The sequence below is a fragment of the Pectobacterium artocarpous genome (assembly GCF_046159765.1).
In the GTDB taxonomy this organism is placed as follows: Bacteria; Pseudomonadota; Gammaproteobacteria; order Enterobacterales; family Enterobacteriaceae; genus Pectobacterium.
This window is the reverse complement of sequence record NZ_JBJXVK010000008.1, coordinates 1-24,943: the sequence shown is the minus strand read 5'-3', so window position 1 is coordinate 24,943 and position 24,943 is coordinate 1. Positions and strand designations below refer to the sequence as shown.

Genomic DNA, 24,943 nt, shown 5'->3' with positions numbered 1-24,943 from the left:
AAACATGCGTCTATATCAGCTATCATCCCAATCGCTTCAGTTTCCTGACCCGAATCATGCACTGGATGACCCCAACGGCCTGCTGGCCGTTGGCGGCGATCTCTCCGTTGCCCGGTTAAAAGCGGCTTACCGACAGGGTATTTTCCCCTGGTTTTCCCCCGGTGAGCCTATCTTATGGTGGTCTCCGAATCCGCGCGCAGTGCTGTTTCCTGATGAGTTCCATGTCAGTCGCAGTATGAAAAAATTTCTGAAGCGCCATACGTTTCACGCGACGCTAAATCAGGCATTTGATGATGTCATTCACGCCTGTGCGCAGGAGCACCAGGATGGCACCTGGATTACGCCGGACATTATCTCAGCCTATCGTCAGTTTCATCAGGTTGGGAAAGCACATTCCGTCGAAGTGTGGCAGAAGGACAAACTGGTTGGTGGGTTATATGGGATTGAGCAAGGAAGATTATTTTGCGGTGAATCGATGTTCAGCCGCACGGATAATGCGTCAAAATACGCACTGCTGGCGTTTCAACAACATTTTATCCGCCACGGTGGCCATTTGATTGATTGTCAGGTATTAAACGCCCATACCGCGTCGCTGGGCGTGAGTGAAATCCCCCGAGATCGCTTCCTGCAACAGCTTTATCAGTGGCAGGATCTCGCCGTCGATGACGGCTGCTGGTTACCACAACCGCTCGCCGAACCAATACTGTGACTGAGAAAACCGAGTAAATAACCTCCCAAACGTGAACGCTTCTTTACATAATGCCGGTTTTTCGGCATTATCTTGCGGTTAAAAAATAAAGGTAGTTAGACCTAGAGGATTCGATGGCCAAAGAAGACAATATTGAAATGCAAGGCACCGTGCTTGATACGCTGCCCAACACCATGTTCCGCGTTGAATTGGAAAACGGGCACGTGGTTACCGCTCATATCTCCGGTAAAATGCGTAAAAACTATATCCGCATCCTGACGGGTGACAAAGTCACTGTAGAATTAACCCCGTACGACCTGAGTAAAGGCCGCATTGTCTTCCGCAGCCGTTAACCGGTTGACTCATCGCTGAAAACAGCGACATATGAGGATATGACTCCCTCCCCAGCCCTTCCCTCCATGGCAAGGGCTTTTGTTTTTGGAGAACGACTCGTAAAGGGATGTAAAAAAGGATGCCCCAGCATCCTTTTTAGATAACAACATACGGTATTGATTAATTAACGCTTTCCGCCTTACGCTTCTGCGCGCTCTTAAAGCCGTACGTCAGCTGTTGCATTTCTTTATCCAATTTCACCGTGACAGAACCTCCATCCACCAGCGAACCAAACAACAGCTCGTTGGCTAGCGGTTTCTTGAGGCTTTCCTGCATCACACGAGCCATCGGTCGGGCCCCCATGGCTTTATCGTAGCCTTTTTCTGCTAGCCAGTTACGTGCTTCATCACTGACTTCCAACGATACGCCTTTCGCATCCAGTTGTGCCTGGAGTTCCACGATAAATTTATCGACAACCTGCTGAATGACGTCGGCAGACAGATGGTTGAACCAGATAATGCCATCCAGACGGTTACGGAACTCCGGCGTAAACACCTTCTTGATCTCTTCCATCGCATCGCTACTGTTGTCCTGATGGATGATACCGATGGATTTACGCTGTGTTTCCCGCACACCTGCGTTGGTCGTCATGACGACAATGACATTACGGAAGTCCGCTTTGCGGCCATTGTTGTCCGTCAGCGTACCGTTATCCATCACCTGCAACAGCAAGTTGAAGACGTCTGGATGCGCTTTTTCGATTTCATCCAGCAGTAGTACCGCATGAGGATGCTTAATCACGGCATCCGTCAACAAACCGCCTTGATCGTAGCCTACGTATCCCGGAGGCGCGCCAATCAAGCGACTAACCGTATGGCGTTCCATATACTCGGACATATCAAAGCGCAGCAGTTCAATATCTAGTGCTTTTGCCAGTTGTAACGTTACTTCCGTCTTACCGACACCGGTAGGGCCCGCGAACAGGAAAGAACCAACTGGTTTACGCTCCTGACCCAGCCCTGCGCGACTCATCTTGATAGACTCAGACAGCGCTTCGATAGCTTTGTCCTGCCCGAATACCAGCATTTTCAGGCGGTCGCTGAGGTTCTTCAGCACATCGCGATCGCTGGCGGAAACCGTTTTTTCGGGAATACGCGCAATACGGGCGACAACCGATTCGATGTCACTCACATTGACCGTTTTCTTGCGCTTGCTGACCGGAACCAGACGACTGCGAGCACCCACTTCATCGATCACATCAATTGCTTTATCCGGCAGATGACGGTCATTGATATATTTCACCGCCAACTCTACCGCTGCGCGAATCGCTTTCGACGTATAGCGGACATCATGGTGAGCCTCATACTTCGGCTTCAGGCCATTAATGATCTGTATGGTTTCTTCCACGCTGGGTTCAGTGATATCGATTTTTTGGAAACGACGCGCCAGCGCCCGATCCTTTTCAAAAATATTGCTGAACTCTTGATAAGTGGTTGAACCGATAACACGAATCTTGCCGCTGGAAAGCAGCGGTTTAATCAGATTAGCGGCATCAACCTGACCACCGGACGCGGCGCCAGCGCCGATAATCGTGTGAATTTCATCAATGAACAGAATGCTGTTTTTATCCTGCTCGAGTTGCTTCAGCAGCGCCTTGAAGCGTTTTTCAAAGTCACCGCGATATTTCGTGCCTGCTAACAGCGCACCGATGTCCAGCGAGTACAGCGTGCACTCTGCCATAACGTCCGGTACATCACCCTGCACAATACGCCAGGCCAACCCTTCAGCAATCGCGGTTTTACCGACGCCAGATTCGCCGACCAGCAGCGGGTTATTTTTACGACGGCGGCACAAGACCTGAATGGTACGCTCCAGTTCTTTGTCCCGGCCAATGAGCGGATCGATACCGCCAACGCGGGCCAGTTGATTCAGATTGGTGGTGAAGTTTTCCATACGATCTTCCCCTCCTGCCTGTTCTTCATTGACGGGATTTTCAGGGTTCGGCACCTGATCGGTTTCTTCTTTACGCGTGCCGTGAGAAATAAAGTTCACCACATCCAGACGGCTGACGTCATGCTTGCGCAGCAGGTAGGCGGCCTGAGATTCCTGTTCGCTAAAAATCGCGACTAGAACGTTGGCGCCGGACACTTCGCTGCGGCCGGAGGACTGCACATGGAAGACGGCGCGTTGGAGGACGCGTTGGAAGCTGAGCGTTGGCTGAGTTTCTCGCTCGTCGTCACTCTGCGGTAATGTTGGTGTGGTCTGCTCAATGAACGCTTCAAGTTCCTGGCGCAGCGCGGCTAAATCTACCGTGCAAGCTTCCAGTGCTTCACGGGCGGCTGGATTACTGAGCAGTGCTAACAGCAGGTGCTCCACGGTCATAAACTCGTGTCGGTGCTCACGCGCTCTGGCGAAAGCCATGTTGAGACTGAGTTCCAGTTCTTGATTGAGCATAGGCACCTCTCCCAATAAATCGCCTGACTTCAGGCTTTTTCCAGCGTACAGAGCAGCGGGTGCTCGTTTTCTCTGGCATAACGATTGACTTGTACGACCTTGGTCTCAGCCACTTCAGCACTGAATACGCCACAAATCGCTTTCCCCTGATAATGCACGGTTAACATAAGCTGCGTGGCACGTTCAATATCATAAGAAAAGAACTTTTGCAGAACGTCAATAACAAATTCCATCGGGGTGTAATCATCATTATTCAACACCACGTTATACATGGACGGCGGCTGCAATTTTTCTTTCTGTTTATCGGCGGTCAGGTTCTCAGACTGTGACCACGTACTGTTGTTTCCCATTCTCTATCCACATCATGTAACGAATATCGCGCCCCGCGACATTGGTCTGTTATTCCCAATAGATTCGAGAAGCAGGAAATGAGGCCTGCGACTTGAAAGATGACGGGTATCTCTTAATGCGGCTCACTTAAGTATAGGATTAGGGGAAACACGGTGTGAGGCTCCCGCAGGGATGCCTCACACCGTGGTAGTCCCGGTATCTCGATTCTTAAACGATCGACATTACGGGTATCTCTGTATTTACAGTATCACGTCTACTTTTTATTTTACCACCTGAGGGATTAAATGGTTCCTGGAAAGTAAAATTCAAGGCCTGTCACCGATATCTTGAGTACGCAACGGGATAGTAGGTTCATCAATAGCGTTATCTGCATCAAATTTTGACAAACTCCCTCAACACCACGCGGTGGATCGCTTGACGCCGGGATCGATTTCACTAAAGTGTACGGATGAATTGATGAGGTTTTAATCAATTCGTATTCGTAGTAACCAAATAACCACACCTTACTAAAAAGAATACTCTTGCGAAGGATGTCAATGCATGGAGACAGGTACTGTTAAATGGTTCAATAATGCCAAAGGGTTTGGTTTTATCTGTCCAGAAGGGGGGGGTGACGATATTTTCGCGCACTACTCAACCATTCAAATGGATGGCTACCGGACTCTGAAAGCCGGACAGGTTGTCAGGTTTGATGTTCATCAAGGGCCGAAAGGCAATCATGCCAGCCTGATCGTCCCGCAAATCATCGAGGCCGCATCTTGACCCCTTCTACACCCTACACGTTTACTCAGAACACCTACGCTAAACCGTAAAATGACTATAATGCGACAAATGCCGTTCACGACACTGAGCGGCATTTTTTATCGTGAAACTAATCTGCACGCCCGCGAGCCAGCCACAGTACGCGGGAAAACATGCTGCGAATCAGCGGTGGAATGGCATCGTTTCCCATCGCCGCGGCTTCCATCGCTACTTCAATCGCCAGATCGGGTTTGGATGAACGATGGATTGCTTTGATGATGATTTTATGCATCGATAGCGGCACCTTCTCCGGCAACTGTGCGGTGCGGTGGTAAACGTGGCTGAACCCTTCACGATACATATAGTGCTCCATGTCCGATGCGGGCAAGACGGTCAGATGATCTCGTTCATTCTCGTCCTGAACGGTTAACATACTTTTCGCCGTTGCGGCATACTTTTTCCCTGCGTCGTCGCCATCGACCAGCACATGCCATTCAATCCCCATACGCCGTGCGAACCTCAGTAATGGCCGAATTCCGGACTGGGCAAACTCAATCACCTTCACCCCTTCCGCTTCAAAATGATGCCCGCATTGGCGTGCCAGTTCATTTAGCATCCAGACTTCCGTTTCCCCTTCCACCAGCAACCAGCAGCGCGCGAAGAGCGAAGCAGGCCGATTCATGCGAATATGAAACGCAATGCGCCGGCTGTCTTCCGCACTCATGCCTTGACGCCCAATGCGGTATGTCGCAACCCGTGAAGATTCCCGCACCAGGCGGCACACCTGCTCCATCGGTACCAGCGACAGCAGCTCTCCCGAATTCGTTGTCGTGACTTTCTGGAGCGGCAACTGCACAAGAAGCCCCCAGGCAACGGATAGCATAATCGGGTGCAGGCGGGTTTCGGGGTCTTCAATCAGCAAAAGCGGACGGGCATGCGGATCCAGCGTCACCGCTCCTTTCGCCTGCAACAGCGTAGAAAACAACTCCAGCAGAATAATGCGGCGACTGCGGCTATTCGGGTCAGCAATCAGGCGGTTGATGTTGTCCAGCGATCGCCACGATTTACCGTTGTGCGCTCGCGCATGCCGATAGTGACGCCGATCGTTACCCGTGGCGTTTTGCTCGGAAAAATAGTGCTCCAGCAGTTGCCGCATCGCCACTAAGCCATGACGCAACTCTTTATCCGTCAGCTTCTGCGGATTTTGCGCCAGCTCGCGCATCAGTTGTTCAAACTGCTGCGCCAGCTTTTCATTGCTGTTATCTAACGTCGCCGCCAGCGTCCCGGAACGCAGGCGCCGCATAAAACGCGCATCGCGCAGCCGCAGCACCGGATGCAGACGGATAATCTCTCTGGCCAGTTCGTCAATATTTTCCAGCGATATCGGGTGCCCGTCTGCATCCAGAAAGCCACGCCAGGTGAAGACCGACTGGCTTTCGTCCACTTCACCTTCCAGACGATAAAAAATGCGGTATAGCGACGCCTCGCCTTCCACCCAAACAGGGCTTAGCGAGCGGTAACGCGGGGATAAATGGTGGCCAGGTGCGGTTTCACAAAAAGTGAAAATAATCTGAAGATGCTTTTCCCGGCTATTTTCATCCCCCGGCGTGAAGTGAAAATCCTGCATATCAAAATGATAAAGCGGCAACGTCGGTGCCAACAGCAGGGAGAGCGCATCTAGCAGGCTTGATTTCCCCCAGGCGTTCTCACCAATCAACACATTACTTTCGTCCAGCATCAGCGACAGACGATTGATTCCCCGAAACCCCAGGATTTCAATACTTTCCAGATGCATCCTTCTCTCCTGTAGCGGCTGCCTGCGGTTTTCTGCTGTTATCGCGTGTAGTGTAGATCATCTGGCTACCTCGCACGTTATTCATTCCGTCAGGAGGTTCTATTTTACTCATTAGGCGCATTTTATCCTGTGCCGCTCCTCAGTGATTGAGAATGATTTTCATTGCCTATCATCAAAATTGCGCTAAATCAAACTTACCTAAAGTTGCATTAAAAAAGCCTTTTTACCTGCCTTGGCTGACACTATGCTCAAAACAAGCATTTTAAATGCAACTTAAAAAGGAAATCATTATGTTTTGTGTGCAATGTGAACAAACAATTCGTACCCCTGTTGGAAACGGCTGCTCTTACGCGCAGGGCATGTGCGGCAAAACCGCAGAAACCTCCGATCTGCAAGACCTGCTGGTTGCTGTGCTGCAAGGGCTTTCTGCCTGGGCGCTGAAAGCGCGCGAGCTGGGTATCATCGATCATGATATCGACAACTTTGCGCCACGCGCCTTCTTCTCGACGTTGACCAACGTTAACTTCGATTCCCAACGCATTATTGGCTACGCACAGGAGGCCATTACACTGCGTGAGTCTCTGGCTGTTCGCTGCCGTCTGCACGATGCCACCGCGACCGTGGATCACCCAATGGCAGCCCTGCAACTGGCCGGTAACGATATTACGACGTTACTGCAACAGGCGGTGGATTTTGCGCTGGACAGCGATAAAGCTCTCGTCGGCGATGATGTTCACGGCTTGCGTATGCTCAACCTTTATGGTCTGAAAGGCGCAGCGGCTTATATGGAGCACGCCCACGTTCTTGGTCAGTATGACGAGGCGATCTATGCCGAATATCATGCGTTCATGGCATGGCTGGGCACACAACCATCCGATGTTGATACCCTGCTGAACAACGCGATGGGCATCGGTAAAATGAACTTCAACGTCATGGCGATCCTCGACCGTGGCGAAACCGACGCTTACGGTAACCCACAGCCAACCGCCGTTAACGTCCGTCCGATTGCGGGTAAAGCCATTCTGATTTCCGGCCATGACCTGAAAGACCTGCGCATGCTGTTGGAGCAAACCAAAGGTACGGGCGTCAATATTTATACCCATGGTGAGATGCTGCCTGCACATGGTTACCCTGAGTTGAAAAAATTCAAACATCTGGCGGGCAACTACGGCAGCGGCTGGCAGAATCAGCAGACCGAATTCGCCAAGTTCCCAGGCGCGATCGTCATGACCTCTAACTGCATTATCGATCCAAATGTCGGTAACTATGGTGACCGTATCTGGACGCGCAGTATCGTTGGCTGGCCGGGCGTGAACCATCTGGAAGGCGACGATTTCAGCCCGGTCATCGAACAGGCACAGCGTCTGGCAGGTTTCCCATACAGTGAGATCGAGCACATAATCACCGTTGGCTTTGGTCGTGAAACCCTGCTGAGCGCGGCTGATACCGTGATCGATTTGGTTGCACAGAAAAAATTGCGCCATGTCTTTCTGGTTGGTGGCTGTGACGGCAGCCGTGAGGAACGTAGCTACTTCACTGATTTCACGCTAAACGTTCCACAAGACTGCCTGATCATGACGCTGGCCTGCGGGAAGTACCGTTTCAACAAACTGGACTTCGGTACATTGGAAGGTCTGCCACGTCTGCTGGATGTCGGTCAGTGTAACGACGCCTACTCCGCCATTATTCTGGCAGTGAAGTTGGCAGAAAAACTGGGCTGTGGCGTGAACGACCTGCCGCTGAGTCTGGTGCTGTCCTGGTTTGAACAGAAAGCGATCGTCATCCTGCTCACCCTGCTGTCCCTTGGCGTGAAGAACATCTACACCGGGCCAACCTCACCGGGATTCCTGACGGACAACCTGCTTGCCATTCTGAATGAGAAATTTGGTATGCGGGCAATCACTACCGTTGAACAGGATATGAACACCATTCTGGCTGCGTGATGTATTAAGACGGACGACGTATCGACGGTCATAACATGACGTCCCGGCGGCGCACTTCCGGATGCGCCGCAAATCCGTTTCTTTTGGAGAGTAACAATGACAATGCCGACACCGCTTTGTTCTAACCGCATGCAAGTGCATTCGATTACCCAGGAAACGCCTGATGTCTGGACAATCTCACTGGTTAATCATGATTTTTATCCGTATCAGCCGGGTCAGTATGCGTTAGTCAGCATTGCTAACAGCGCGGAGACGCTACGTGCTTATACGATCTCGTCTTCACCGGGACTTAGCCGCTTTATTACCCTCACAGTAAGAAGGCTGGACGGCGGTATCGGTTCCCGCTGGCTGACCCAAACGCTGAAAGTCGGTGATTATCTGTGGTTGTCCGATGCGCAAGGCGAATTTACCTGTGCCAATGCAGTCAGCGATCGCTACCTGATGGTGGCGGCAGGCTGCGGTGTCACGCCAATTATGTCGATGTGTCGTTGGCTGCTGGCAAACAAGCCACAAACCGATATTTACGTCATTTTCAACATGCGTAATCCCCAGCAGGTGATCTTCGCCAACGAATGGCGCGATCTGGTACAGCGTTATCCACAGCAACTGCATCTGACGCTGATGGCAGAGTTTGACGCCACGCCCGGTTTTCTCGCCGGACGTATCAGCCAAGATTTGCTCGTCGAACGCGTGCCGGACATCACGAATCGTACCGTGATGACCTGTGGCCCCGCCCCATACATGAAACAGATTGAAACCCTGAGTCAGCAGCTTGGCGTTGCCCCATCCCGCATCTTCAAAGAGCAGTTCCGACCAACGGATGAGGTGCCGGATGAAGACGCCGATCGGCTTACGCTCACCATCAGTCGTCCGCTGAAAAACCTGCGCGTCCCGGTGGGCATCAGCCTGTTGGCCGCACTGGAAGCCAATAGGGTACCGGTTCTTGCCGCCTGCCGTGCGGGCGTGTGCGGGAGCTGTAAAACCCGTGTGCTCTCCGGTGATTACACCACGACCAGTACGATGACCCTGACACCTGCCGAGATCGAGCAAGGCTACGTTTTAGCCTGTAGCTGCCAGCTACAGGGCGACACGGTTTTAGCCTGATTTTCCTTCGTTTGCTCCCCCTGAGCCTGATCGCGCAGGCTCAGGGGGGGATTGCAAATGACACCTTGTTATCACAGACTTTTTGCCGTTTTCCCACCACGAATTATTTAGGATATAGTAAGCCATGGTTATCTTTTGCTGTGGAGCCGTTGCCGCATGACATCCCCCTCTGCCCCGATCCTGATTCTGGGCGCAACTGGCTACATTGGCCGCCATTTAACCGAACGATTGAGCAAACAGGGCAACCGAGTCATCGCAGCCGGTCGTCATACCGCATCCCTCGCCTCACGAAATTGGCCGGGCGTTGACTGCCAACAGGTTGACCTCGCGAAACCAGAAAGCCTACCTGATGACCTGTGGGGCGCGGAAATACTCTATTATCTGGTGCACAGCATGGGCGACGGCGCGGACTTCGTGGCAAGGGAGCGGATGGCGGCCATGAATCTGTTGCTGGCACTGGCCTCCAGCCGCGTAAAACAGATTATCTATCTGGGGTCGCTTCAGGCGAAGGATGACACCTCACCGCATATGCAGGCGCGCCAGATGACCGGTGATATCCTGCGCAGCAGCGGTATTCCCGTCACGGAGCTGCGTGCGGGAATTATTATCGGCGCAGGTTCGGCGGCATTCGAAATCATGCGTGATATGATCTATAACCTGCCGGTGCTGACACCGCCGCGCTGGGTACGTTCTAAATCATCGCCCATTGCGCTGGAAAATCTGCTGGTTTATCTGATCGATATCGCGCAGCACCCCGCGCCAGAAAACCGCATCATGGACGCCGCCGGTCCTGAATACATCAGTTACCAGACAATGTTCGAGCGTTTCATTCAGATCAGCGGCAAGCGCAGAGTGCTGATCCCCGTTCCGATGCCGACACATCTGGTATCCGTCTGGTTCTTGCATCTGGTGACCTCGGTTCCCCCCTCCATCGCCCGCGCCCTGATTCAGGGGCTAAAACATGACTTACAGGCCGATGGCCGCGAACTCCAGGCCTTGATTCCACAAACGTTGATTAGCTTTGATGACGCCGTGCGCCTCACGCTACAAAGCGAAATGGAAAGCGTGCAGCAGGCCGATTGGGGTGATGACACTGAGGTTCGCGCACGCTGGAAACCGAATTACGGCTTTTATCCTAAACAGGCGGGCCATTCGATAGACACGACCGCCTCCAGTCAGGCGCTCTGGCAGGTCATCCAGCAGGTCGGTGGCAAGGAAGGCTATTTTTATGCGAATACGTTGTGGAACATTCGCGCCCGACTGGACGATCTTTGCGGCAACGGCGTCACATATGGACGCCCCGAGCGCCCGACGCTGGAAGTGGGCGACAAGATTGACGGCTGGAAGGTTATCTCGATCAAGCCACAGCGTCAGTTGGTATTGCTATTTGGTATGAAAGCACCAGGACTGGGCAAACTCACGTTCACCATCACGGACAAAGGTGCCTATCGAACGGTGGATGTCCGCGCCCGCTGGCACCCTTCCGGATTCAACGGGCTGGTTTACTGGTTTTTGATGATGCCCGCTCATCTGTTCATCTTCCGTGGCATGGCGGCGCGGATTGCGAAACTGGCAGAGAGGGAAGCGATTTAGCGGCTGCCGTATTTCTCCAGCAGCGCGTCAACAATCGCTTCACTCTGCGCATCTGGATGACCTTGATAGTTCTCAGGGCGGAAATGCATCTGAAAAGCGGCAATCACCTTCCGCTTCTCACGCGCTGTCATGGTGTCCTGTACCGAATAGCCATAGCGCGCCAGCTTTTCCAACAGAACGGTTTCATCCACCGATTGCATCGGCAGTCGGCCGTTCAAATAGAACGCCACTCGATGTGCATCTGGCCAGGCACCCACTCCCGCCTGTGCCAGCGCCTGCCAGGGGAATAGCGGTCCGGGATCTTGTTTCCGCTGTGGGGCGATATCGCTGTGTGCAACGACATTCTGCGGGGCAATCTGGTAGCGAGCGACAATATCACGTGCAAGTGCCGTCACAAGCTGAATCTGCGAGGCAGTGAACGGCTCCCACGTATAGCCCGTTAGCGTACGCTGATAGCCCGCGTTTTCGATCTCAATACCAATCGAGGAATTATTCAACCGACTAAATCCGCGCCAGCTACTGGCTCCGGCATGCCAGGCTGCCTGAGACTCAGGCACCAGTTGCCAGGCAAGCGGCTTGCCTCGTTGCAAAGGCGGATGTGCTGGAATGAGATAATGCGCACTGACGTGCTCATCCGTCAGAATATTCAGCGAGGTGGCAAAATCTTCCGCCGTGTAATGAATCACCAGAAAGCGGATACGGGATTCCTGTGCCCGCGACTGCAATGCGGTCTCCAGCACATAATTATTCTGTTCCTGTAACGAGGAAGCCGATTGGCAACCCACCAACAGCCCCAACGCTATGCAGACCATCCATTTCAACATCGTTATTCCACTCTATACGCTTTTCCACACCGTCTCTTTGCCAACTTGCTATATACTCTAAATCATTCAAGTTTCAGGCAGGCGGTAGGAGAAGGAGCCCCGATGAGCTTACTCAAGTAAGTGATTCGGGTGACAGAACGTAGCCACCGCACATGCAACTTGAAGTATAACGAGTATAGGCCACTAGCGACGAACTTTTACCGCAGTACCGCTGACGGTGACCATCAGCATACTGCCATCCTTCCCGACGGTTTCATAGTCAAGATCGATGCCTACCACGGCATTTGCCCCTAACTCTTCGGCTTGCTCCTGTAACTCCTTGAAGGCAATCTGCCGTGCCTTACGCAACTCTTTTTCGTAAGCGCCGGAGCGGCCGCCGACGACATCACGAATACTGGCAAAAAAGTCACGGAAGATATTCGCCCCCAGAATGGCCTCACCAGTCACGACGCCACAATATTCAGTAATAGTGAAGCCTTCCAAAGTAGGCGTAGTGGATAATTGCATGTTATCTCCTTTCATTGCGGTTGACTGTCAATGTACAGCCCTACAGGTATCTGCGCTGAGAAAGCAGGCGAGCACGCCGTAAGTCGCTACTTTGTGCTATTATTTAACCAACAAATCGCTTATTGGCAAATTTTAACCCACGGTGATTGCATAACTATTTAGCCAACGTTAACATTCGCCGCATCAATGTCTATTCAATTCTTACGCATGAGTATTCAACTAAACGGCATTAACTGTTTCTACGGCACATACCAGGCGCTATTTGATATCACTCTTGATTGCCCAGTGGGTGAAACGCTGGTGCTTCTTGGCCCCAGCGGTGCGGGAAAAAGCTCGCTGATACGCGTTCTTAATCTGTTGGAAATGCCACGCTCTGGCAAGCTTTCCATCGCCGGTAATCAGTTTGATTTTCAGCGCACGCCATCCGACAGCGCGATCCGTGAGTTGCGTCAGAATGTCGGGATGGTGTTCCAGCAATACAATTTATGGCCGCATCTGACCGTGGCGCAGAACCTGATTGAAGCGCCCTGCCGCGTGCTGGGACTGAGTAAAGAAGAAGCTAAAGCGCGGGCCAACAAACTGCTAACGCGTCTGCGTCTCAATGACTTTGCCGATCGCTTTCCCCTTCATCTTTCCGGCGGACAACAGCAGCGCGTTGCGATTGCGCGTGCGCTGATGATGGAACCTCAGGTGCTGTTATTTGATGAACCCACTGCCGCACTCGACCCAGAAATTACCGCTCAGGTCGTCAACATCATCCGTGAATTGGCGCAAACCGGCATCACGCAGGTGATTGTGACCCACGAAGTTGAATTTGCTCGTAAAACGGCCAGCCGGGTAGTGTATATGGAAAACGGCCGCATCGTTGAACAGGGGGATGCGACGCACTTTACCCAGCCGCAGACGCCTGAATTCGCTGGTTATTTGTCACATTGATTACTATCAGGAAAATGATAATGAAAAAATTGATTGTTGCAGCCTTATTCGCAGTGGGCGCCGCCTCTGCTAACGCCGCGGATACCATCCGTTTCGCGACCGAAGCCTCCTACCCTCCGTTTGAATTTGTCGATGCCAATAACCAAATCCAGGGTTTTGATATCGATCTGGCCAATGCACTGTGCAAAGAAATGCAGGCCAACTGCACGTTCAACAATCAGGCGTTCGATAGCCTGATCCCCGGGTTGAAATTCCGTCGTTTCGAAGCCGTCATCGCGGGAATGGATATTACCCCAGAGCGTCAGCAGCAGGTGTCATTCACCCAGCCTTACTATGACAACTCCGCGCAGTTTATTGCCCAGAAAGGGAAAGTTGCCGATATCACCGCACTGATGGGCAAACGCGTTGGCGTACAGAATGGTACCACCCATCAGAAATACCTGATGGAAAAGCATAGCGATATCAAAACCGTGCCTTACGACAGCTACCAGAATGCCGTGCTGGACTTGAAAAATGGTCGTCTGGATGCCGTATTCGGTGATACCGCCGTCGTTAACGAATGGCTGAAACAAAACGATACATTGAGTACCGTGGGCCAGAAGGTGACGGATAAAGGTTACTTCGGTATCGGTCTAGGCATCGCCGTGCGTCAGAACAACGATGATCTGCTGAAAAAATTCGACGATGCGCTCAACAAAATCAAGCAGGATGGCACTTACGAGACCATCTACAAAAAATGGTTCCAGCAGTAATCTGACGCTCAATGATTGAATTTCAACCTCTTGCAAGCGCCGCCGGGATGACCGTGGGCCTTGCCGTTTGTGCACTGGTGCTCGGTCTCGTGCTGGCGATGCTGTTTGCCGTTTGGGAAACGGTTCGCTGGAAGGCCGTTGGCTGGATGGGAACGGCTGTTGTCACGCTGCTGCGCGGCCTGCCAGAAATCCTGGTCGTGCTATTTATCTATTTTGGATCGTCCCAACTGCTGATGCTGCTGGCGGATGGTTTTACCCTGAATCTCTTTATTGTGCAGATTCCGGTAAAACTGGATATCGGCATGTTTGAGATCAGCCCCTTCCTGTGTGGTGTGATTGCGCTGGCGCTATTGTATGCCGCTTACGCGTCACAAACGCTACGCGGCGCGCTGAAAGCCGTGCCGCAAGGGCAATGGGAATCGGGTCAGGCGCTCGGGCTCAGTAAATCGGCGATTTTTTTCCGTCTGATCATGCCGCAGATGTGGCGTCACGCCCTGCCGGGATTAGGTAATCAATGGCTGGTCTTGTTGAAAGATACCGCACTGGTCTCGCTCATCAGCGTTAACGATTTGATGCTGCAAACCAAAAGTATTGCGACACGAACGCAGGAGCCTTTTACCTGGTACGTTGTTGCCGCGGCAATTTACTTGATTATCACGCTGTTAAGTCAGTATGTGCTGAAACGCATTGAACTGCGCACTACGCGTTTTGAGCGGAGACCTTCCTGATGCTCGCTTATTTACCTGAGCTATTAAAAGGCCTGCATACCAGCCTGACCTTAACGGCCGTCTCCATCGTCGTGGCGCTGGTGTTATCACTGTTGCTGACCGTCGTGCTGACGCTCAAGCTCCCTGTCGTGTCGATGTTGGCGAAAGGCTACATTACGCTGTTTACTGGCACGCCGCTGCTGGTGCAAATCTTCCTGATTTATTACGGTCCAGGGCAATTTACCGCTATCCAGCAAATTCCGTGGCTGTGGAACCTGCTGTCACAGCCGTGGTTGTGTGCAATGGTTGCCTTGGCGCTCAATAGCGCAGCCTATACCACGCAGTTGTTCTATGGCGCGGTAAAAGCGATTCCTACCGGACAGTGGCAATCCTGTGCGGCGCTGGGAATGAACCAGAAGCAGACATTACGTATTCTACTGCCATTCGCGTTTAAGCGCGCGCTGTCTTCTTATTCAAATGAAGTGGTGCTGGTGTTTAAGAGTACATCGCTGGCTTACACCATTACGCTGATGGAAGTTATGGGCTATAGCCAACTGGTGTACGGTCGGACATATGATGTGATGGTATTTGGCGCAGCCGGGATTATCTATCTGTGCATCAATGGGTTACTGACATTGTTGATGCGCTGGGTTGAGCGCCGTTCGCTGGTATTCGAACGTCGTAACTGATCCTGTCACATCGTACTGATTCACCTAAAAGGAGGCTTTGTTAGTCTGCTTCAGACTGCTGACACCCCTTATTTTCCGTGGGGTTCTGTTTTATAAGCGACCAGAGGTCGCGATCGCGATATTTTTGCCTTCAAGCCCATAACCGCGTTTAGAGTCATCATCCGCTTTCTTATTGCGCCTTATCTGGCTGCCTTCAAGTAACAGCGGTATCGATTTTACACACCAGATGGTCTTCAGGGACCAGTTCTTCAAGGATAACCCTTTCTGCTGTAGGGCGGGTTCTCTAAGCATAACGGTCAGTCCGTTTTTGGCCACTGACCTTATTAGGTCAAAGTCTGAGCAACGGCATTAATGCCGTTGCTTTATCTTTCATGCCAACGTGAAGTTAGCTTTTGATATGAGGGGAAGGAAGTTTCTGGTAAGACTCAACCCATGCAGCATACGTTTCTGGTTTTTGCCACACATGGTAGTGTAAGCGCGATATCGTAACGGGATCGCTAAGCAGTGCCAAACGTTGGTTATTGTTCACCTCTTCCGGCTTACGGCTCAAAGCATCACGCACATTCTTCTCACGCACGTCTTCAATCGCCCGACTGAAACGGTGGCGCGCCGTCGCCATTGCACTGGCAAGGGCATTAATTGACGGATCAAAGACAGCCTGCATAAATCCACTATCAAGCCTACGCTGATGGTTCAGTCGGCAATATTCATCCGTAGCGACCAGTTCACGCGGCGGATTGAACTCTTCTGGAATCATCAACAGCTTGGCACGTTTACAGCTCAGCCCCAATGACGCGCGGCTTGAATAAACCGAAACAAACGGCGACAAAATCAACGAGAAGACTATCGGAGCCAGCCACCACAGGAAGCGCAGATCCAACCATGCCATACCAATCGCCCAGACCAGCCCCAGAATCAACTGGGAACCGTGGCGCACAAACGCCTCGCTCCACGGAGTTGCATCGTCGTCACGCTGTGGAGAATTCCACTGTACCGACCAGCCGAGAAACGCACTGACAACAAACACCGTGTGAAACAGCATACGAACCGGCGCCAGCAGAACCGAGAACAGCATTTCCAGCAACAGCGAAATAAATACCCGGAAAGCACCGCCGTATTCTTTTGCACCTTTCGCACACACCAGAATTACGCTCAACAGTTTTGGCAAGAACAGCAAGACCAATGTCGTCGAGAACAATGCGATAGCCAGTTCCGGCCGCCACTGTGGCCAGACGGGGAATAGCTGACGGGGCTGCAAGAAGTACTGAGGTTCCATGAGGGTATGTACAACCTGCAACGCCGTAGAGAGCATCAGGAACATAAACCACAGCGGTGCCGACAGATACGACATCACGCCAGTAAGGAAAACGGCACGGTGAACCGGATGCATACCTTTAACCAGGAACAACCGAAAGTTCATCAGGTTACCATGGCACCAGCGGCGGTCACGTTTCAACTCATCCAGCAAGTTAGGCGGCAACTCTTCATAACTTCCCGGCAGGTCATAGGCAATCCACACGCCCCACCCGGCACGACGCATCAGCGCGGCTTCAACGAAGTCGTGAGAAAGAATGGCACCAGCGAACGACCCTTCCCCCGGCAGCGGTGCTAAAGCACAGTGCTCGATGAACGGTTTAACGCGGATAATCGCGTTATGCCCCCAGTAATGCGATTCTCCCAGTTGCCAGAAATGCAGGCCAGCGGTAAACAGTGGGCCGTAAACACGCGTTGCAAACTGTTGGCAGCGCGCATACAGCGTATCCATACCTGACGCTTTCGGTGAGGATTGGATAATACCGGCGTTCGGGTTGGCTTCCATCAGTCGGACCAGAGACGTCAAACATTCGCCACTCATGACGCTATCAGCATCCAGAATCACCATGTAGCTATACTGGTTGCCCCAACGGCGACAGAAGTCATCGATATTGCCGCTCTTACGTTTGACGCGACGACGACGGCGACGATAGAAAATACGCCCTGTTCCCCCCACATCACGGCACAGTTCCATCCAGGCTTTTTGCTCTGCCACACAGATATCGGGATCGTTACTGTCACTCAGGACGTAGATATCAAAATGCTCAAGATTGCCCGTCGCTTCAACCGATTCATACGTCGCACGTAATCCCGCAAACACACGTTCTACGTCTTCATTACAAATCGGCATGATTAGCGCTGTGCGATGCTCAGGATTCAGCGCTTCGTCCCCCACTGTCGTGGAAGAGATACTGTATTTATCTCGACCAATCAGCAGTTGCAGGAACCCCATCAGTGCGGTCCAAAACCCAGCCGACACCCAGCAGAACAGCACCGCAAACAGGACAAGTATGCCGCTTTGCAGCACATAAGGAAGCAACTGCATCAGCGAGCGCGTCCACGGTTGACCCGCCATTTCAAACGGATCGATGAGCGCCCATCCCTGATAAGGCAGGATGGTTTTCATGTACCAGGTTGCGATCGCCGTCTGGAACAACGTTAACACCAGTAGAATATAGCGACGGATTGTGCCAACCAGACGCCAGCGGTTCTCGGAAATTCTCTCTTCCGGGCTGTAATGATGCCGAGGTGGTACGGCACGTCCAAGCAGGCTTTCCCACCACCGAACCAATGGATTCGTCCGCCAGACGTCAGGGAACATAGAAGCGCGGGTAACGACGGGCATTGCTTTTAATGCCGTCCGTCCTTCTCTGTCAGTGCCGAGTTGCTTACCATTATCCAGACCATCTGCCCAAGCCATTTCAAGACGTACCTGCACAGAATGTAGCGCAGCATCGTCTTCAGCCTGAACATTAACCTGATGACCTTCAGGCTGGCTATTTTCAGATAAGACCTGATGCAAAACGGCCTGATCGTTCCAGGCCGCTTGCGGTAATTTTTCGCGAAGAACCTCTGCCTGCTCGGCAGGCAGAGGAAGTTTCTCAATATAATTGAGAGAAGAAGTTGACTTATTCATTAGCAGGCAGCTGATTGCTCCAGGTTTCAGTCAATGTCGTCTCGCCATTAACCAACGCAGCTCTCATTTCAGTCGGCTGTTTCACATCTTTCACACGCAAACGCAGCGTCAGACGCCAGCCATGAGTAACCGGGTTATAGCGAACATTATTTTCTACAATCTCGCCGTTGTCGCCAATACTGACCTGAGAAGCTACCGGAGTACTCTCATCCAGCTCTTTTAAATTCGGTCCAACAAAATCGACAATATACGCGATCGTACCGTCGGGCTGGCGGATCAGGTTAGATTGTTTAACATCGCCGGCAGAGCGGCGAGTTTGTTGAACATAGGCAATGTTCGGGGAATGCAGTTGATCTTCGTCGCGCGTAAAGTGCAGACGATATTTAATATCCAACGGTTTGCCCGTTTCAGGCAATACATCAGGCGTCCAGAAGGCAACGATGTTGTCGTTGGTTTCATCCGCAGTAGGGATTTCAACCAGCTCGACTTTTCCTTTGCCCCACTCGCCTTTCGGCTCAACCCAGCCGCTTGGACGTAGATCGTAACGATCATCAAGATCTTCATAAGCAGCGAAATCGCGACCGCGTTGCAGCAGACCAAATCCTTTCGGGTTTTCTACCGAATAGGTACTCACGGACAGGTGTTTCGGATTATTCAGCGGACGCCAGATCCATTCACCATTGCCAGCATGAATTGACAGACCGTTAGAGTCGTTCAGCGCCGGACGGTAGTTCAGCGTCAGTGACGGCTGGTTTGGCCCAAACAGATACATACTGGTCAGCGGAGCGATACCCAGTTTGCCCACTTTGTCACGCATGAACACTTTAGCCTGGACATCTACGACACTGTCACGACCGGGATAGACGGTAAAACGGTAAGCCCCCGTCGCACGCTGAGAATCCAGCAGCGCATAAATCACCAGATGTTTATCATTCGGTTTTGGACGTTCAATCCAGAACTCACGGAAGCGAGGGAATTCTTCACCGGAAGGTAAAGCGGTATCGATAGCCAAACCACGAGCAGACAAACCATAAATCTGACCTTTGCCTACCACGCGGAAATAACTAGCACCCAGCATACTGACGATTTCATCGTTCTTATCTGCTTTATTGACTGGATAGAGAACTTTAAAACCGGCAAAGCCGAGATTTTTAACCGTTTCAGGATCGTGGTTGACGGAACCAAAATCAAAATACTCAGGCGAGTATTTAATTTCATCAACCGTTGTTGCCGTAACTTCATTTATTTTCACCGGGGTATCGAAATACATCCCCTGATGGTAAAACTGGAGTTTGAATGGGGTCTGTACATTATTCCAGTATGACTTATCGTTATTGAAACGAATTTGCTGATAGTCCGCAAATTTCATATCACGGAATTGCGCAGGAAGATTACTTTTCGGCGCTTCAAAACCTTTTCCAGCCAGCTTTTCAGCCTGCTGTGCCACATCGTCAATAGAGAATGCCCACGCTGGCATCGCGCTTACAGACAGCATAACGGCGGCGGACAGCCAGCGAAGGCTGGCAACCCGCTGTTTAAACCCAAATTTATTATCCAGCACAGCTCCCCCTGTTCGTGTGCTTCAATCAACTAAAATCCATATTAATGGATAAGTTAGCTTTCCGACAACTTGATAAAGATATTGTTCATCATAATAGGTCAGCGTTTAAACAACGAGGACGCTAAAGCATGATAAACCGGGTTGTAAAAGTGGAAAACACCCACGGACTATAGCGAATATCGACCAGTGCGTGCGTAGGATTATTCCGTTTACGCTCGTGTACGCCCGTGCAATTTTCTGGCCTGCCATCGTTCAACACAGGAACGAATATCGGTATCGTTTCACATATTGCCTGAAGTCTATCGGTATAAACATTTGTGTAACAATGCAGGGGCAAGTAAAGTACACTCACTGACTGAACCCGGTATTATTGAATTAAGACTGCTATGCTTTTGTCCGCGCTACGACGGCGAAGTTTCCCAGCCTGGGGCGGCATCTTCGCTATTTTGACCATCTTCGTTGCACCAGTGATTTCACAAACACTCGTGCTTCACGAGCATGACCATCGTTTTCATGAACAGGGTCATCATGAAGATGGGCACCCTGACAAGAGTGCAACAGCTCCCGCCAGCCACAGCGGCAATATAGCGGAACAACCGCATACCGGGCACCACGCTACGCCATCACACCATTCTCCCTCATCGTCGTCCATGATGATGGATCATGCCGCTTGTGGTTACTGCGTGCTCTTTTCGTATACGCCAGCGCTATTCGCCACAGGTTCTCCCTGTCCCCTATTGACCTCGTATTTATCTGAAGCGCGGGTTATTCATTTTATTTCCCGTATTATCCTTCCCGAACGTTACGCTTCCCCAGTGGTGCGTGCCCCGCCTTTCTGAATCACGCATCATCATGCTCATGTGCATTTATAACGCATCGCGCTATACCTTTTCAGGTGTGGCGTTTGATCATTTTTTGCTAAATGATTTCAGAGGGTTTTATGTCACACCCTAATCAGGCATCCGCTAATGCCGCCGTCTCCGGTACGCGCCCAGCCGGAGAAACCGCGTCAGATCAACACGCGGTAGACAACGTATCGCCACGTGCCGCTATCGTAGACCTGTTCATCCGACTGCATTTCTATATCGGCATTTTTGTTGGTCCTTTTATTTTCGTCGCAGCCCTGACAGGAACGTTGTATGTCCTGACGCCGCAGATTGAAAATCGGCTATATTCACACCAGCTTTTCACCGAAAGTCAGGGCACACCGCATTCGCTGGCTGAGCAAGTCCGTGCTGCACAGGCAGTGCTCGGTCATCACCAGGATGCAAAATTAGTGGCGATACGTCCTGCGCCTGCCACTGGAGAAACCACTCGCCTTATGTTTGCCCTGCCGGAATTGGGGCCATCGGAAAGTCGCGCCGTTTTTATTGATCCCGTTTCGCTGGAAAACCGCGGCAGTGAGATTGTTTATGGAACCAGCGGCATTCTGCCATTTCGTACCTGGCTTGATTATCTGCACCGCGGGTTGTTGCTAGGCGATATCGGGCGTAATTACAGCGAACTGGCAGCATCCTGGCTGTGGATTGCGGCACTGGGCGGCGGCGTCATTTGGTGGTCAACCCGACATCTGTCGTCAGCAGCCAAACGACGGAAATTGAAACATAGCCAGGCGATGGCAGCAAAGACACAGCGCCTGCGTCACTGGCACGCCACGATGGGGCTAAGTCTTGTGCTTGGTTTGCTCTTTTTCTCCGCGACGGGGTTAACCTGGTCACAGTGGGCAGGAAGCAACATTTCTGTCGCCCGTACCGCGCTAGGATGGCAGACTCCATCGGTGAAAACCCAGTTGTCTGCACCGATGTCTCATCAAACTATAATGCACGATCACGATATGGCGATGGATGAGCACGCGGAACACCATGCGTCAATGCCGATGGGGAATGTCGACGTCTCTTCACCCGCGTTATTTGATGAGGTGCTGGCTGCCGCGCGTAGTGTTGGGATCGATGCCAATAAAATCGAAATCCGCCCCGCCACTCAACTGCACCGCGCCTGGACCGTCACTGAGATCGACCGCGCCTGGCCAACGCAGGTGGATGCCGTGTCGGTAAATCCGGATACGCTGGAGATTGTGGACAAAACCGATTTCAACACCTTTCCGCTGGCCGCCAAGCTCACTCGCTGGGGTGTGGATGCGCACATGGGTGTGTTATTCGGTTTGCCAAATCAGCTCATCCTCGCAGTGTTTGGACTTGGGCTCTGTGCGATGATCGTGTGGGGCTATCGGATGTGGTGGATACGTCGCCCGAAATCTCGTCATGGTGCGAATCCGGTCAACACGCTGATGGCGGCATTGTTAGTGGTTCCTGTCTTTTACCGCCTACTCATTGGGCTCATTACGGTGCTGTTAGCTGTGAGTTTGCCCGTCATGGGGATCAGCCTGCTTATTTTCCTGCTGATTGACACGGCTCGGTGGTATAGCCATCCAAAGCAAGGCATCGTCAAAAGTTGATATCCCCTCAGCTATCACCCTTGCATAGCCATAAAAAAACCGCCATTGTGTAACACCGTTTGTGCAATATAATGGCGGTCAATCAGCAATACAGGTTAACGGCTGACGCTAGAACGTCGTCCAGTCCGCCAACTCATCTTTGGCAGCGGTTTTTTCTGCACGGTTATTTTTAGGTGCAGCCAGCGCTGGCGTTTCTGTTTTTCTATTTAACGCCGCACTTTTGTACGATGAACCGAGATTGAATACGCTGACGGTGCGCGCAAGACTATTTGCCTGATCCTGCAAAGAGAGCGCCGCGGCGGCGGATTCTTCAACCAGCGCCGCGTTATGTTGGGTTGTCGTATCAATCTGCCCAACGGCCAGGTTGATTTGATTTATGCCATCACTTTGCTCACGGCTAGCCTGCGCAATTTCGCTGATAATTCCCGTTACGCCCTGCACATTCGTCACCAGTGAGTTCATCGTGACGCCGGTTTCTTCTACCAACCCCATGCCATCCTGCACTTTCTTGAACGAATCATTGATAAGCTCTTTGATTTCTTTTGCCGCCGTAGCGCTTCGCTGAGCCAGTGCGCGAACCTCACTGGCAACAACGGCAAATCCCCTGCCCTGTTCACCGGCACGCGCCGCTTCAACGGCCGCATTCAGCGCCAGAATGTTAGTTTGGAATGCAATGCCATCAATCACACCGATAATTTCCGCCATACGCAGTGACGAATCACGAATGCCGCGCATTTCCTGCGTTACGGTTTCCATCATAGCACCGCTTTTCTTCACGGTTTCAGACGCGTTGGCCGCAAGATCTGTCGCCTGCGTCGTATTATCGGCGGTATTTCTAATCGTCGACGTCAACTGTTCCATTGATGACGCTGTTTCTTCCAGTGAGCTTGCCTGCTCTTCCGTTCTGGCAGACAAGTCCTGATTCCCCGCTGCAATTTGCGATGCGGCGCTGGAGATCGTTTCTGCACCATCACGCACCTGGCTGACAATCTCTCGTAGGCGGCTGTTCATATTGCGCAAGGCGGATAACAGTTGACCGGTTTCATCTTTACGCTCGGTATAAATCTCAGAGGTCAGATCTCCCTTCGCGACATTTTCGGCAACACCCAGCGCCTCCTGTAACGGCTGGGTTACGCTGCGGGTTATTAATGAGGCAATAATCAATCCAGCCAGCGCACTAATAATAACGATAGTAGCGAGAACCATCAGCGCATTTTTATAGCTCTCTCCCACCGCTTTCGCTGAGGATGACATCTTATCATCCTGTATACTGATGAATTCGTTGACCTTGCTCGTGTATTTTGCCTGAGTAACACGCGTGACGTTAAAGTATTCTTCGGCAGCGGCTTCCGTGTTCCCTGCCGTGATCAGTGAAGAGAGTTTGTTCGCTGAGTTAAGGAAATCGCGTCGAATGTCGCCAATATCACGCAGTACCGCAACAGATTTATCGTCATCGACGGACTGCTTCAGATACTCCATGAGTTCAGATATTTTCCCTGAACGTTCTTTGTTCAGCACCAACTGTTTGTTGATTTCACTTTCTGATTTAAGTAATAGCAACAGCTGCTGATTATTGAGGTAACCATTCAGCTCATCAATCAACTTATTACTCTTGACGGTGAGTGGATAATCTTGCGAAACAATCTCATCCATCTTTTCGTGAAAGTCACTTAATTTTAAAATGGCAACACTGCCAATGAACACAAGCATTAATACCAGAAAAGAAAACCCCGCCCCTAATCGATATCCTATACGCCAGTTGGATAAACTCATTAACATCTCCTTAATTAACTTTCTCTACCTGTATAAAAAACATGTAATTAAAAAATCAATATTTATTCAATAAATACAGATAGCTCCAATACTCTTTTTCATAACAAAAAATACACATCTCTGGACAGATCATTCATATGCCCAGGTAAGAAACATAAACAATATGTAGGTGGACATGCTCCTCAAACCATATTCATGGTGGCTGGGAGAATTGGTCTAACTAGATACAGCAAGCGATACCAGACCTCTGCACATATTGGCAGTCGAAAAAACATCATCCTTTACACCCCATCTTTCACCGCATTTTCCCGTACCATGACCCGACGTTTTACATTCCCATATCGCGTAAAACCCAGGAGCATTACCATCACTCAAATTAGGGTTTACTAGCAGCGACAAGGAACAAATACACAGCAGAACCAATTTTCCTGACGCAAAGTCGGTATCGGCCTTTTGTAGATAATCTTTATATTTTCTAACTTATGGCATTAATATCTACCAAATCGATCATTTATTTATAATCTACCTATTTATAAGATAAGTTATTTTTTAGATGAAATAAATAAGGTGTCCAGGATGTAACAATAAACCAGAAAATAAAATAATTTGTTACATTTTTAAATAAATACTTTTTTTGTTTATATTATATCGAGAATGAGAAGTAGAAATAGAGAGGATGAGATGAGTGGCGTGCTTCCGGTCGCTTTCCGCGTTCGATACAAACGGTGTGCCGTGAGACTGTAATTTAAATTGTGTAATTGCCTGTTTTTGATATGTTCACTCCAAC

Annotated in this window: 21 protein-coding genes; 12 read left to right on the top strand and 9 right to left on the bottom strand. The window is 51.1% G+C overall.

The window, feature by feature from the left end:
- Window positions 1-4 precede the first annotated feature (4 nt).
- Together aat and infA are read left to right on the top strand one after the other, a co-directional pair.
- Window positions 5-709: a leucyl/phenylalanyl-tRNA--protein transferase gene (aat, locus tag ACKQAD_RS06965; RefSeq protein WP_409159481.1), complete on the top strand. Its 705-nt coding sequence runs from the start codon at window positions 5-7 to the stop codon at window positions 707-709.
- A 113-nt stretch (window positions 710-822) separates the two neighbouring features.
- Window positions 823-1,041 carry a translation initiation factor IF-1 gene (gene infA, locus ACKQAD_RS06960; RefSeq protein ID WP_002211347.1) on the top strand — a complete coding sequence of 73 codons (219 nt, stop codon included), beginning with the start codon at window positions 823-825 and terminating at the stop codon, window positions 1,039-1,041.
- A 160-nt stretch (window positions 1,042-1,201) separates the two neighbouring features.
- Here infA and clpA read toward each other — a convergent pair whose 3' ends face one another.
- A complete protein-coding gene (gene clpA, locus ACKQAD_RS06955; protein WP_409159480.1) occupies window positions 1,202-3,475 on the bottom strand; it encodes an ATP-dependent Clp protease ATP-binding subunit ClpA in 2,274 nt (757 codons plus the stop codon).
- A 29-nt stretch (window positions 3,476-3,504) separates the two neighbouring features.
- Window positions 3,505-3,825 carry an ATP-dependent Clp protease adapter ClpS gene (gene clpS / locus ACKQAD_RS06950; protein WP_005967385.1) on the bottom strand — a complete coding sequence of 107 codons (321 nt, stop codon included), beginning with the start codon at window positions 3,823-3,825 and terminating at the stop codon, window positions 3,505-3,507.
- A gap of 541 nt (window positions 3,826-4,366) precedes the next feature.
- On the opposite strand from clpS, the gene cspD reads away from it, so the two are divergent.
- Window positions 4,367-4,588, top strand: a complete 222-nt coding sequence (gene cspD, locus ACKQAD_RS06945; protein ID WP_409159479.1) for a cold shock-like protein CspD — start codon at window positions 4,367-4,369, stop codon at window positions 4,586-4,588.
- Between the two features lie 109 nt (window positions 4,589-4,697).
- Here the strand turns inward: cspD and ACKQAD_RS06940 are convergent, their stop codons facing one another.
- Window positions 4,698-6,362, bottom strand: coding sequence for an ATP-dependent endonuclease (locus ACKQAD_RS06940; protein ID WP_409159478.1), 1,665 nt, complete (start codon window positions 6,360-6,362; stop codon window positions 4,698-4,700).
- 290 nt (window positions 6,363-6,652) lie between these two features.
- Here ACKQAD_RS06940 and hcp point away from each other — a divergent pair, with 290 nt between their 5' ends.
- From hcp to ACKQAD_RS06925, 3 genes are all read left to right on the top strand, one after another.
- Window positions 6,653-8,305: a hydroxylamine reductase gene (gene hcp / locus ACKQAD_RS06935; protein WP_409159477.1), complete on the top strand. Its 1,653-nt coding sequence runs from the start codon at window positions 6,653-6,655 to the stop codon at window positions 8,303-8,305.
- Between the two features lie 96 nt (window positions 8,306-8,401).
- Complete coding sequence (hcr, locus tag ACKQAD_RS06930; RefSeq protein ID WP_409159476.1) at window positions 8,402-9,409, top strand: NADH oxidoreductase; 1,008 nt, start codon at window positions 8,402-8,404, stop codon at window positions 9,407-9,409.
- A gap of 156 nt (window positions 9,410-9,565) precedes the next feature.
- Window positions 9,566-11,002, top strand: coding sequence for a DUF2867 domain-containing protein (locus ACKQAD_RS06925; protein ID WP_409159475.1), 1,437 nt, complete (start codon window positions 9,566-9,568; stop codon window positions 11,000-11,002).
- Here ACKQAD_RS06925 and ACKQAD_RS06920 read toward each other — a convergent pair.
- Window positions 10,999-11,826: an N-acetylmuramoyl-L-alanine amidase gene (locus tag ACKQAD_RS06920; protein WP_409159474.1), complete on the bottom strand. Its 828-nt coding sequence runs from the start codon at window positions 11,824-11,826 to the stop codon at window positions 10,999-11,001. The two genes, ACKQAD_RS06925 and ACKQAD_RS06920, sit on opposite strands and share 4 nt — an antisense overlap.
- A gap of 183 nt (window positions 11,827-12,009) precedes the next feature.
- Window positions 12,010-12,333, bottom strand: coding sequence for a heavy metal-binding domain-containing protein (locus ACKQAD_RS06915; RefSeq protein WP_409159473.1), 324 nt, complete (start codon window positions 12,331-12,333; stop codon window positions 12,010-12,012).
- Between the two features lie 207 nt (window positions 12,334-12,540).
- On the opposite strand from ACKQAD_RS06915, the gene artP reads away from it, so the two are divergent.
- The 4 genes from artP to artM are packed head-to-tail and all read left to right on the top strand — an operon-like array spanning window position 12,541 to window position 15,417.
- The gene (artP, locus tag ACKQAD_RS06910) at window positions 12,541-13,269 is read left to right on the top strand and encodes an arginine ABC transporter ATP-binding protein ArtP (RefSeq protein ID WP_409159472.1); all 729 of its coding nucleotides are present in this window, start codon (window positions 12,541-12,543) and stop codon (window positions 13,267-13,269) included.
- A gap of 20 nt (window positions 13,270-13,289) precedes the next feature.
- Window positions 13,290-14,021 (top strand): arginine ABC transporter substrate-binding protein, encoded by a 732-nt coding sequence (artJ, locus tag ACKQAD_RS06905; protein WP_409159471.1) that lies wholly within the window; start codon window positions 13,290-13,292, stop codon window positions 14,019-14,021.
- An 11-nt stretch (window positions 14,022-14,032) separates the two neighbouring features.
- Window positions 14,033-14,749, top strand: coding sequence for an arginine ABC transporter permease ArtQ (gene artQ, locus ACKQAD_RS06900; protein WP_409159470.1), 717 nt, complete (start codon window positions 14,033-14,035; stop codon window positions 14,747-14,749).
- Window positions 14,749-15,417: an arginine ABC transporter permease ArtM gene (artM, locus tag ACKQAD_RS06895; protein ID WP_409159469.1), complete on the top strand. Its 669-nt coding sequence runs from the start codon at window positions 14,749-14,751 to the stop codon at window positions 15,415-15,417. The genes artQ and artM overlap by 1 nt, the downstream gene beginning before the upstream one ends.
- A 90-nt stretch (window positions 15,418-15,507) precedes the next feature.
- On the opposite strand, the gene ACKQAD_RS06890 is transcribed toward artM, so the two are convergent.
- The 3 genes from ACKQAD_RS06890 to ACKQAD_RS06880 all read right to left on the bottom strand — a co-directional run bounded on the left by ACKQAD_RS06890 (window position 15,508) and on the right by ACKQAD_RS06880 (window position 19,862).
- The gene (locus tag ACKQAD_RS06890; protein ID WP_409159468.1) at window positions 15,508-15,708 is read right to left on the bottom strand and encodes a hypothetical protein; all 201 of its coding nucleotides are present in this window, start codon (window positions 15,706-15,708) and stop codon (window positions 15,508-15,510) included.
- A gap of 94 nt (window positions 15,709-15,802) precedes the next feature.
- Window positions 15,803-18,367: a glucans biosynthesis glucosyltransferase MdoH gene (mdoH, locus tag ACKQAD_RS06885; protein ID WP_409159466.1), complete on the bottom strand. Its 2,565-nt coding sequence runs from the start codon at window positions 18,365-18,367 to the stop codon at window positions 15,803-15,805.
- Entirely contained in the window at window positions 18,360-19,862 is a 1,503-nt protein-coding gene (locus ACKQAD_RS06880; protein ID WP_409159575.1) for a glucan biosynthesis protein G, read from the bottom strand. Before ACKQAD_RS06880 ends, mdoH begins: the two co-directional genes overlap by 8 nt.
- Window positions 19,863-20,314: 452 nt before the next feature.
- On the opposite strand from ACKQAD_RS06880, the gene ACKQAD_RS06875 reads away from it, so the two are divergent.
- Entirely contained in the window at window positions 20,315-20,767 is a 453-nt protein-coding gene (locus ACKQAD_RS06875) for a DUF2946 domain-containing protein (RefSeq protein WP_409159465.1), read from the top strand.
- A 101-nt stretch (window positions 20,768-20,868) separates the two neighbouring features.
- Entirely contained in the window at window positions 20,869-22,383 is a 1,515-nt protein-coding gene (locus ACKQAD_RS06870) for a PepSY-associated TM helix domain-containing protein (RefSeq protein ID WP_409159464.1), read from the top strand.
- A gap of 108 nt (window positions 22,384-22,491) precedes the next feature.
- Here the strand turns inward: ACKQAD_RS06870 and ACKQAD_RS06865 are convergent, their stop codons facing one another.
- The gene (locus tag ACKQAD_RS06865) at window positions 22,492-24,156 is read right to left on the bottom strand and encodes a methyl-accepting chemotaxis protein (RefSeq protein WP_409159463.1); all 1,665 of its coding nucleotides are present in this window, start codon (window positions 24,154-24,156) and stop codon (window positions 22,492-22,494) included.
- Between the last annotated feature and the right edge of the window lie 787 nt (window positions 24,157-24,943).

Excerpts from the sequence above, each read along its gene's own strand:
- aat (WP_409159481.1), top strand. The coding sequence starts at position 5 with ATGCGTCTATATCAGCTATCATCCCAATCGCTTCAGTTTCCTGACCCG.
- infA (WP_002211347.1), top strand. The coding sequence starts at position 823 with ATGGCCAAAGAAGACAATATTGAAATGCAAGGCACCGTGCTTGATACG.
- clpA (WP_409159480.1), bottom strand. The coding sequence starts at position 3,475 with ATGCTCAATCAAGAACTGGAACTCAGTCTCAACATGGCTTTCGCCAGA.
- clpS (WP_005967385.1), bottom strand. The coding sequence starts at position 3,825 with ATGGGAAACAACAGTACGTGGTCACAGTCTGAGAACCTGACCGCCGAT.
- cspD (WP_409159479.1), top strand. The coding sequence starts at position 4,367 with ATGGAGACAGGTACTGTTAAATGGTTCAATAATGCCAAAGGGTTTGGT.
- ACKQAD_RS06940 (WP_409159478.1), bottom strand. The coding sequence starts at position 6,362 with ATGCATCTGGAAAGTATTGAAATCCTGGGGTTTCGGGGAATCAATCGT.
- hcp (WP_409159477.1), top strand. The coding sequence starts at position 6,653 with ATGTTTTGTGTGCAATGTGAACAAACAATTCGTACCCCTGTTGGAAAC.
- hcr (WP_409159476.1), top strand. The coding sequence starts at position 8,402 with ATGACAATGCCGACACCGCTTTGTTCTAACCGCATGCAAGTGCATTCG.
- ACKQAD_RS06925 (WP_409159475.1), top strand. The coding sequence starts at position 9,566 with ATGACATCCCCCTCTGCCCCGATCCTGATTCTGGGCGCAACTGGCTAC.
- ACKQAD_RS06920 (WP_409159474.1), bottom strand. The coding sequence starts at position 11,826 with ATGTTGAAATGGATGGTCTGCATAGCGTTGGGGCTGTTGGTGGGTTGC.
- ACKQAD_RS06915 (WP_409159473.1), bottom strand. The coding sequence starts at position 12,333 with ATGCAATTATCCACTACGCCTACTTTGGAAGGCTTCACTATTACTGAA.
- artP (WP_409159472.1), top strand. The coding sequence starts at position 12,541 with ATGAGTATTCAACTAAACGGCATTAACTGTTTCTACGGCACATACCAG.
- artJ (WP_409159471.1), top strand. The coding sequence starts at position 13,290 with ATGAAAAAATTGATTGTTGCAGCCTTATTCGCAGTGGGCGCCGCCTCT.
- artQ (WP_409159470.1), top strand. The coding sequence starts at position 14,033 with ATGATTGAATTTCAACCTCTTGCAAGCGCCGCCGGGATGACCGTGGGC.
- artM (WP_409159469.1), top strand. The coding sequence starts at position 14,749 with ATGCTCGCTTATTTACCTGAGCTATTAAAAGGCCTGCATACCAGCCTG.
- ACKQAD_RS06890 (WP_409159468.1), bottom strand. The coding sequence starts at position 15,708 with ATGCTTAGAGAACCCGCCCTACAGCAGAAAGGGTTATCCTTGAAGAAC.
- mdoH (WP_409159466.1), bottom strand. The coding sequence starts at position 18,367 with ATGAATAAGTCAACTTCTTCTCTCAATTATATTGAGAAACTTCCTCTG.
- ACKQAD_RS06880 (WP_409159575.1), bottom strand. The coding sequence starts at position 19,862 with ATGCTGTCTGTAAGCGCGATGCCAGCGTGGGCATTCTCTATTGACGAT.
- ACKQAD_RS06875 (WP_409159465.1), top strand. The coding sequence starts at position 20,315 with ATGCTTTTGTCCGCGCTACGACGGCGAAGTTTCCCAGCCTGGGGCGGC.
- ACKQAD_RS06870 (WP_409159464.1), top strand. The coding sequence starts at position 20,869 with ATGTCACACCCTAATCAGGCATCCGCTAATGCCGCCGTCTCCGGTACG.
- ACKQAD_RS06865 (WP_409159463.1), bottom strand. The coding sequence starts at position 24,156 with ATGAGTTTATCCAACTGGCGTATAGGATATCGATTAGGGGCGGGGTTT.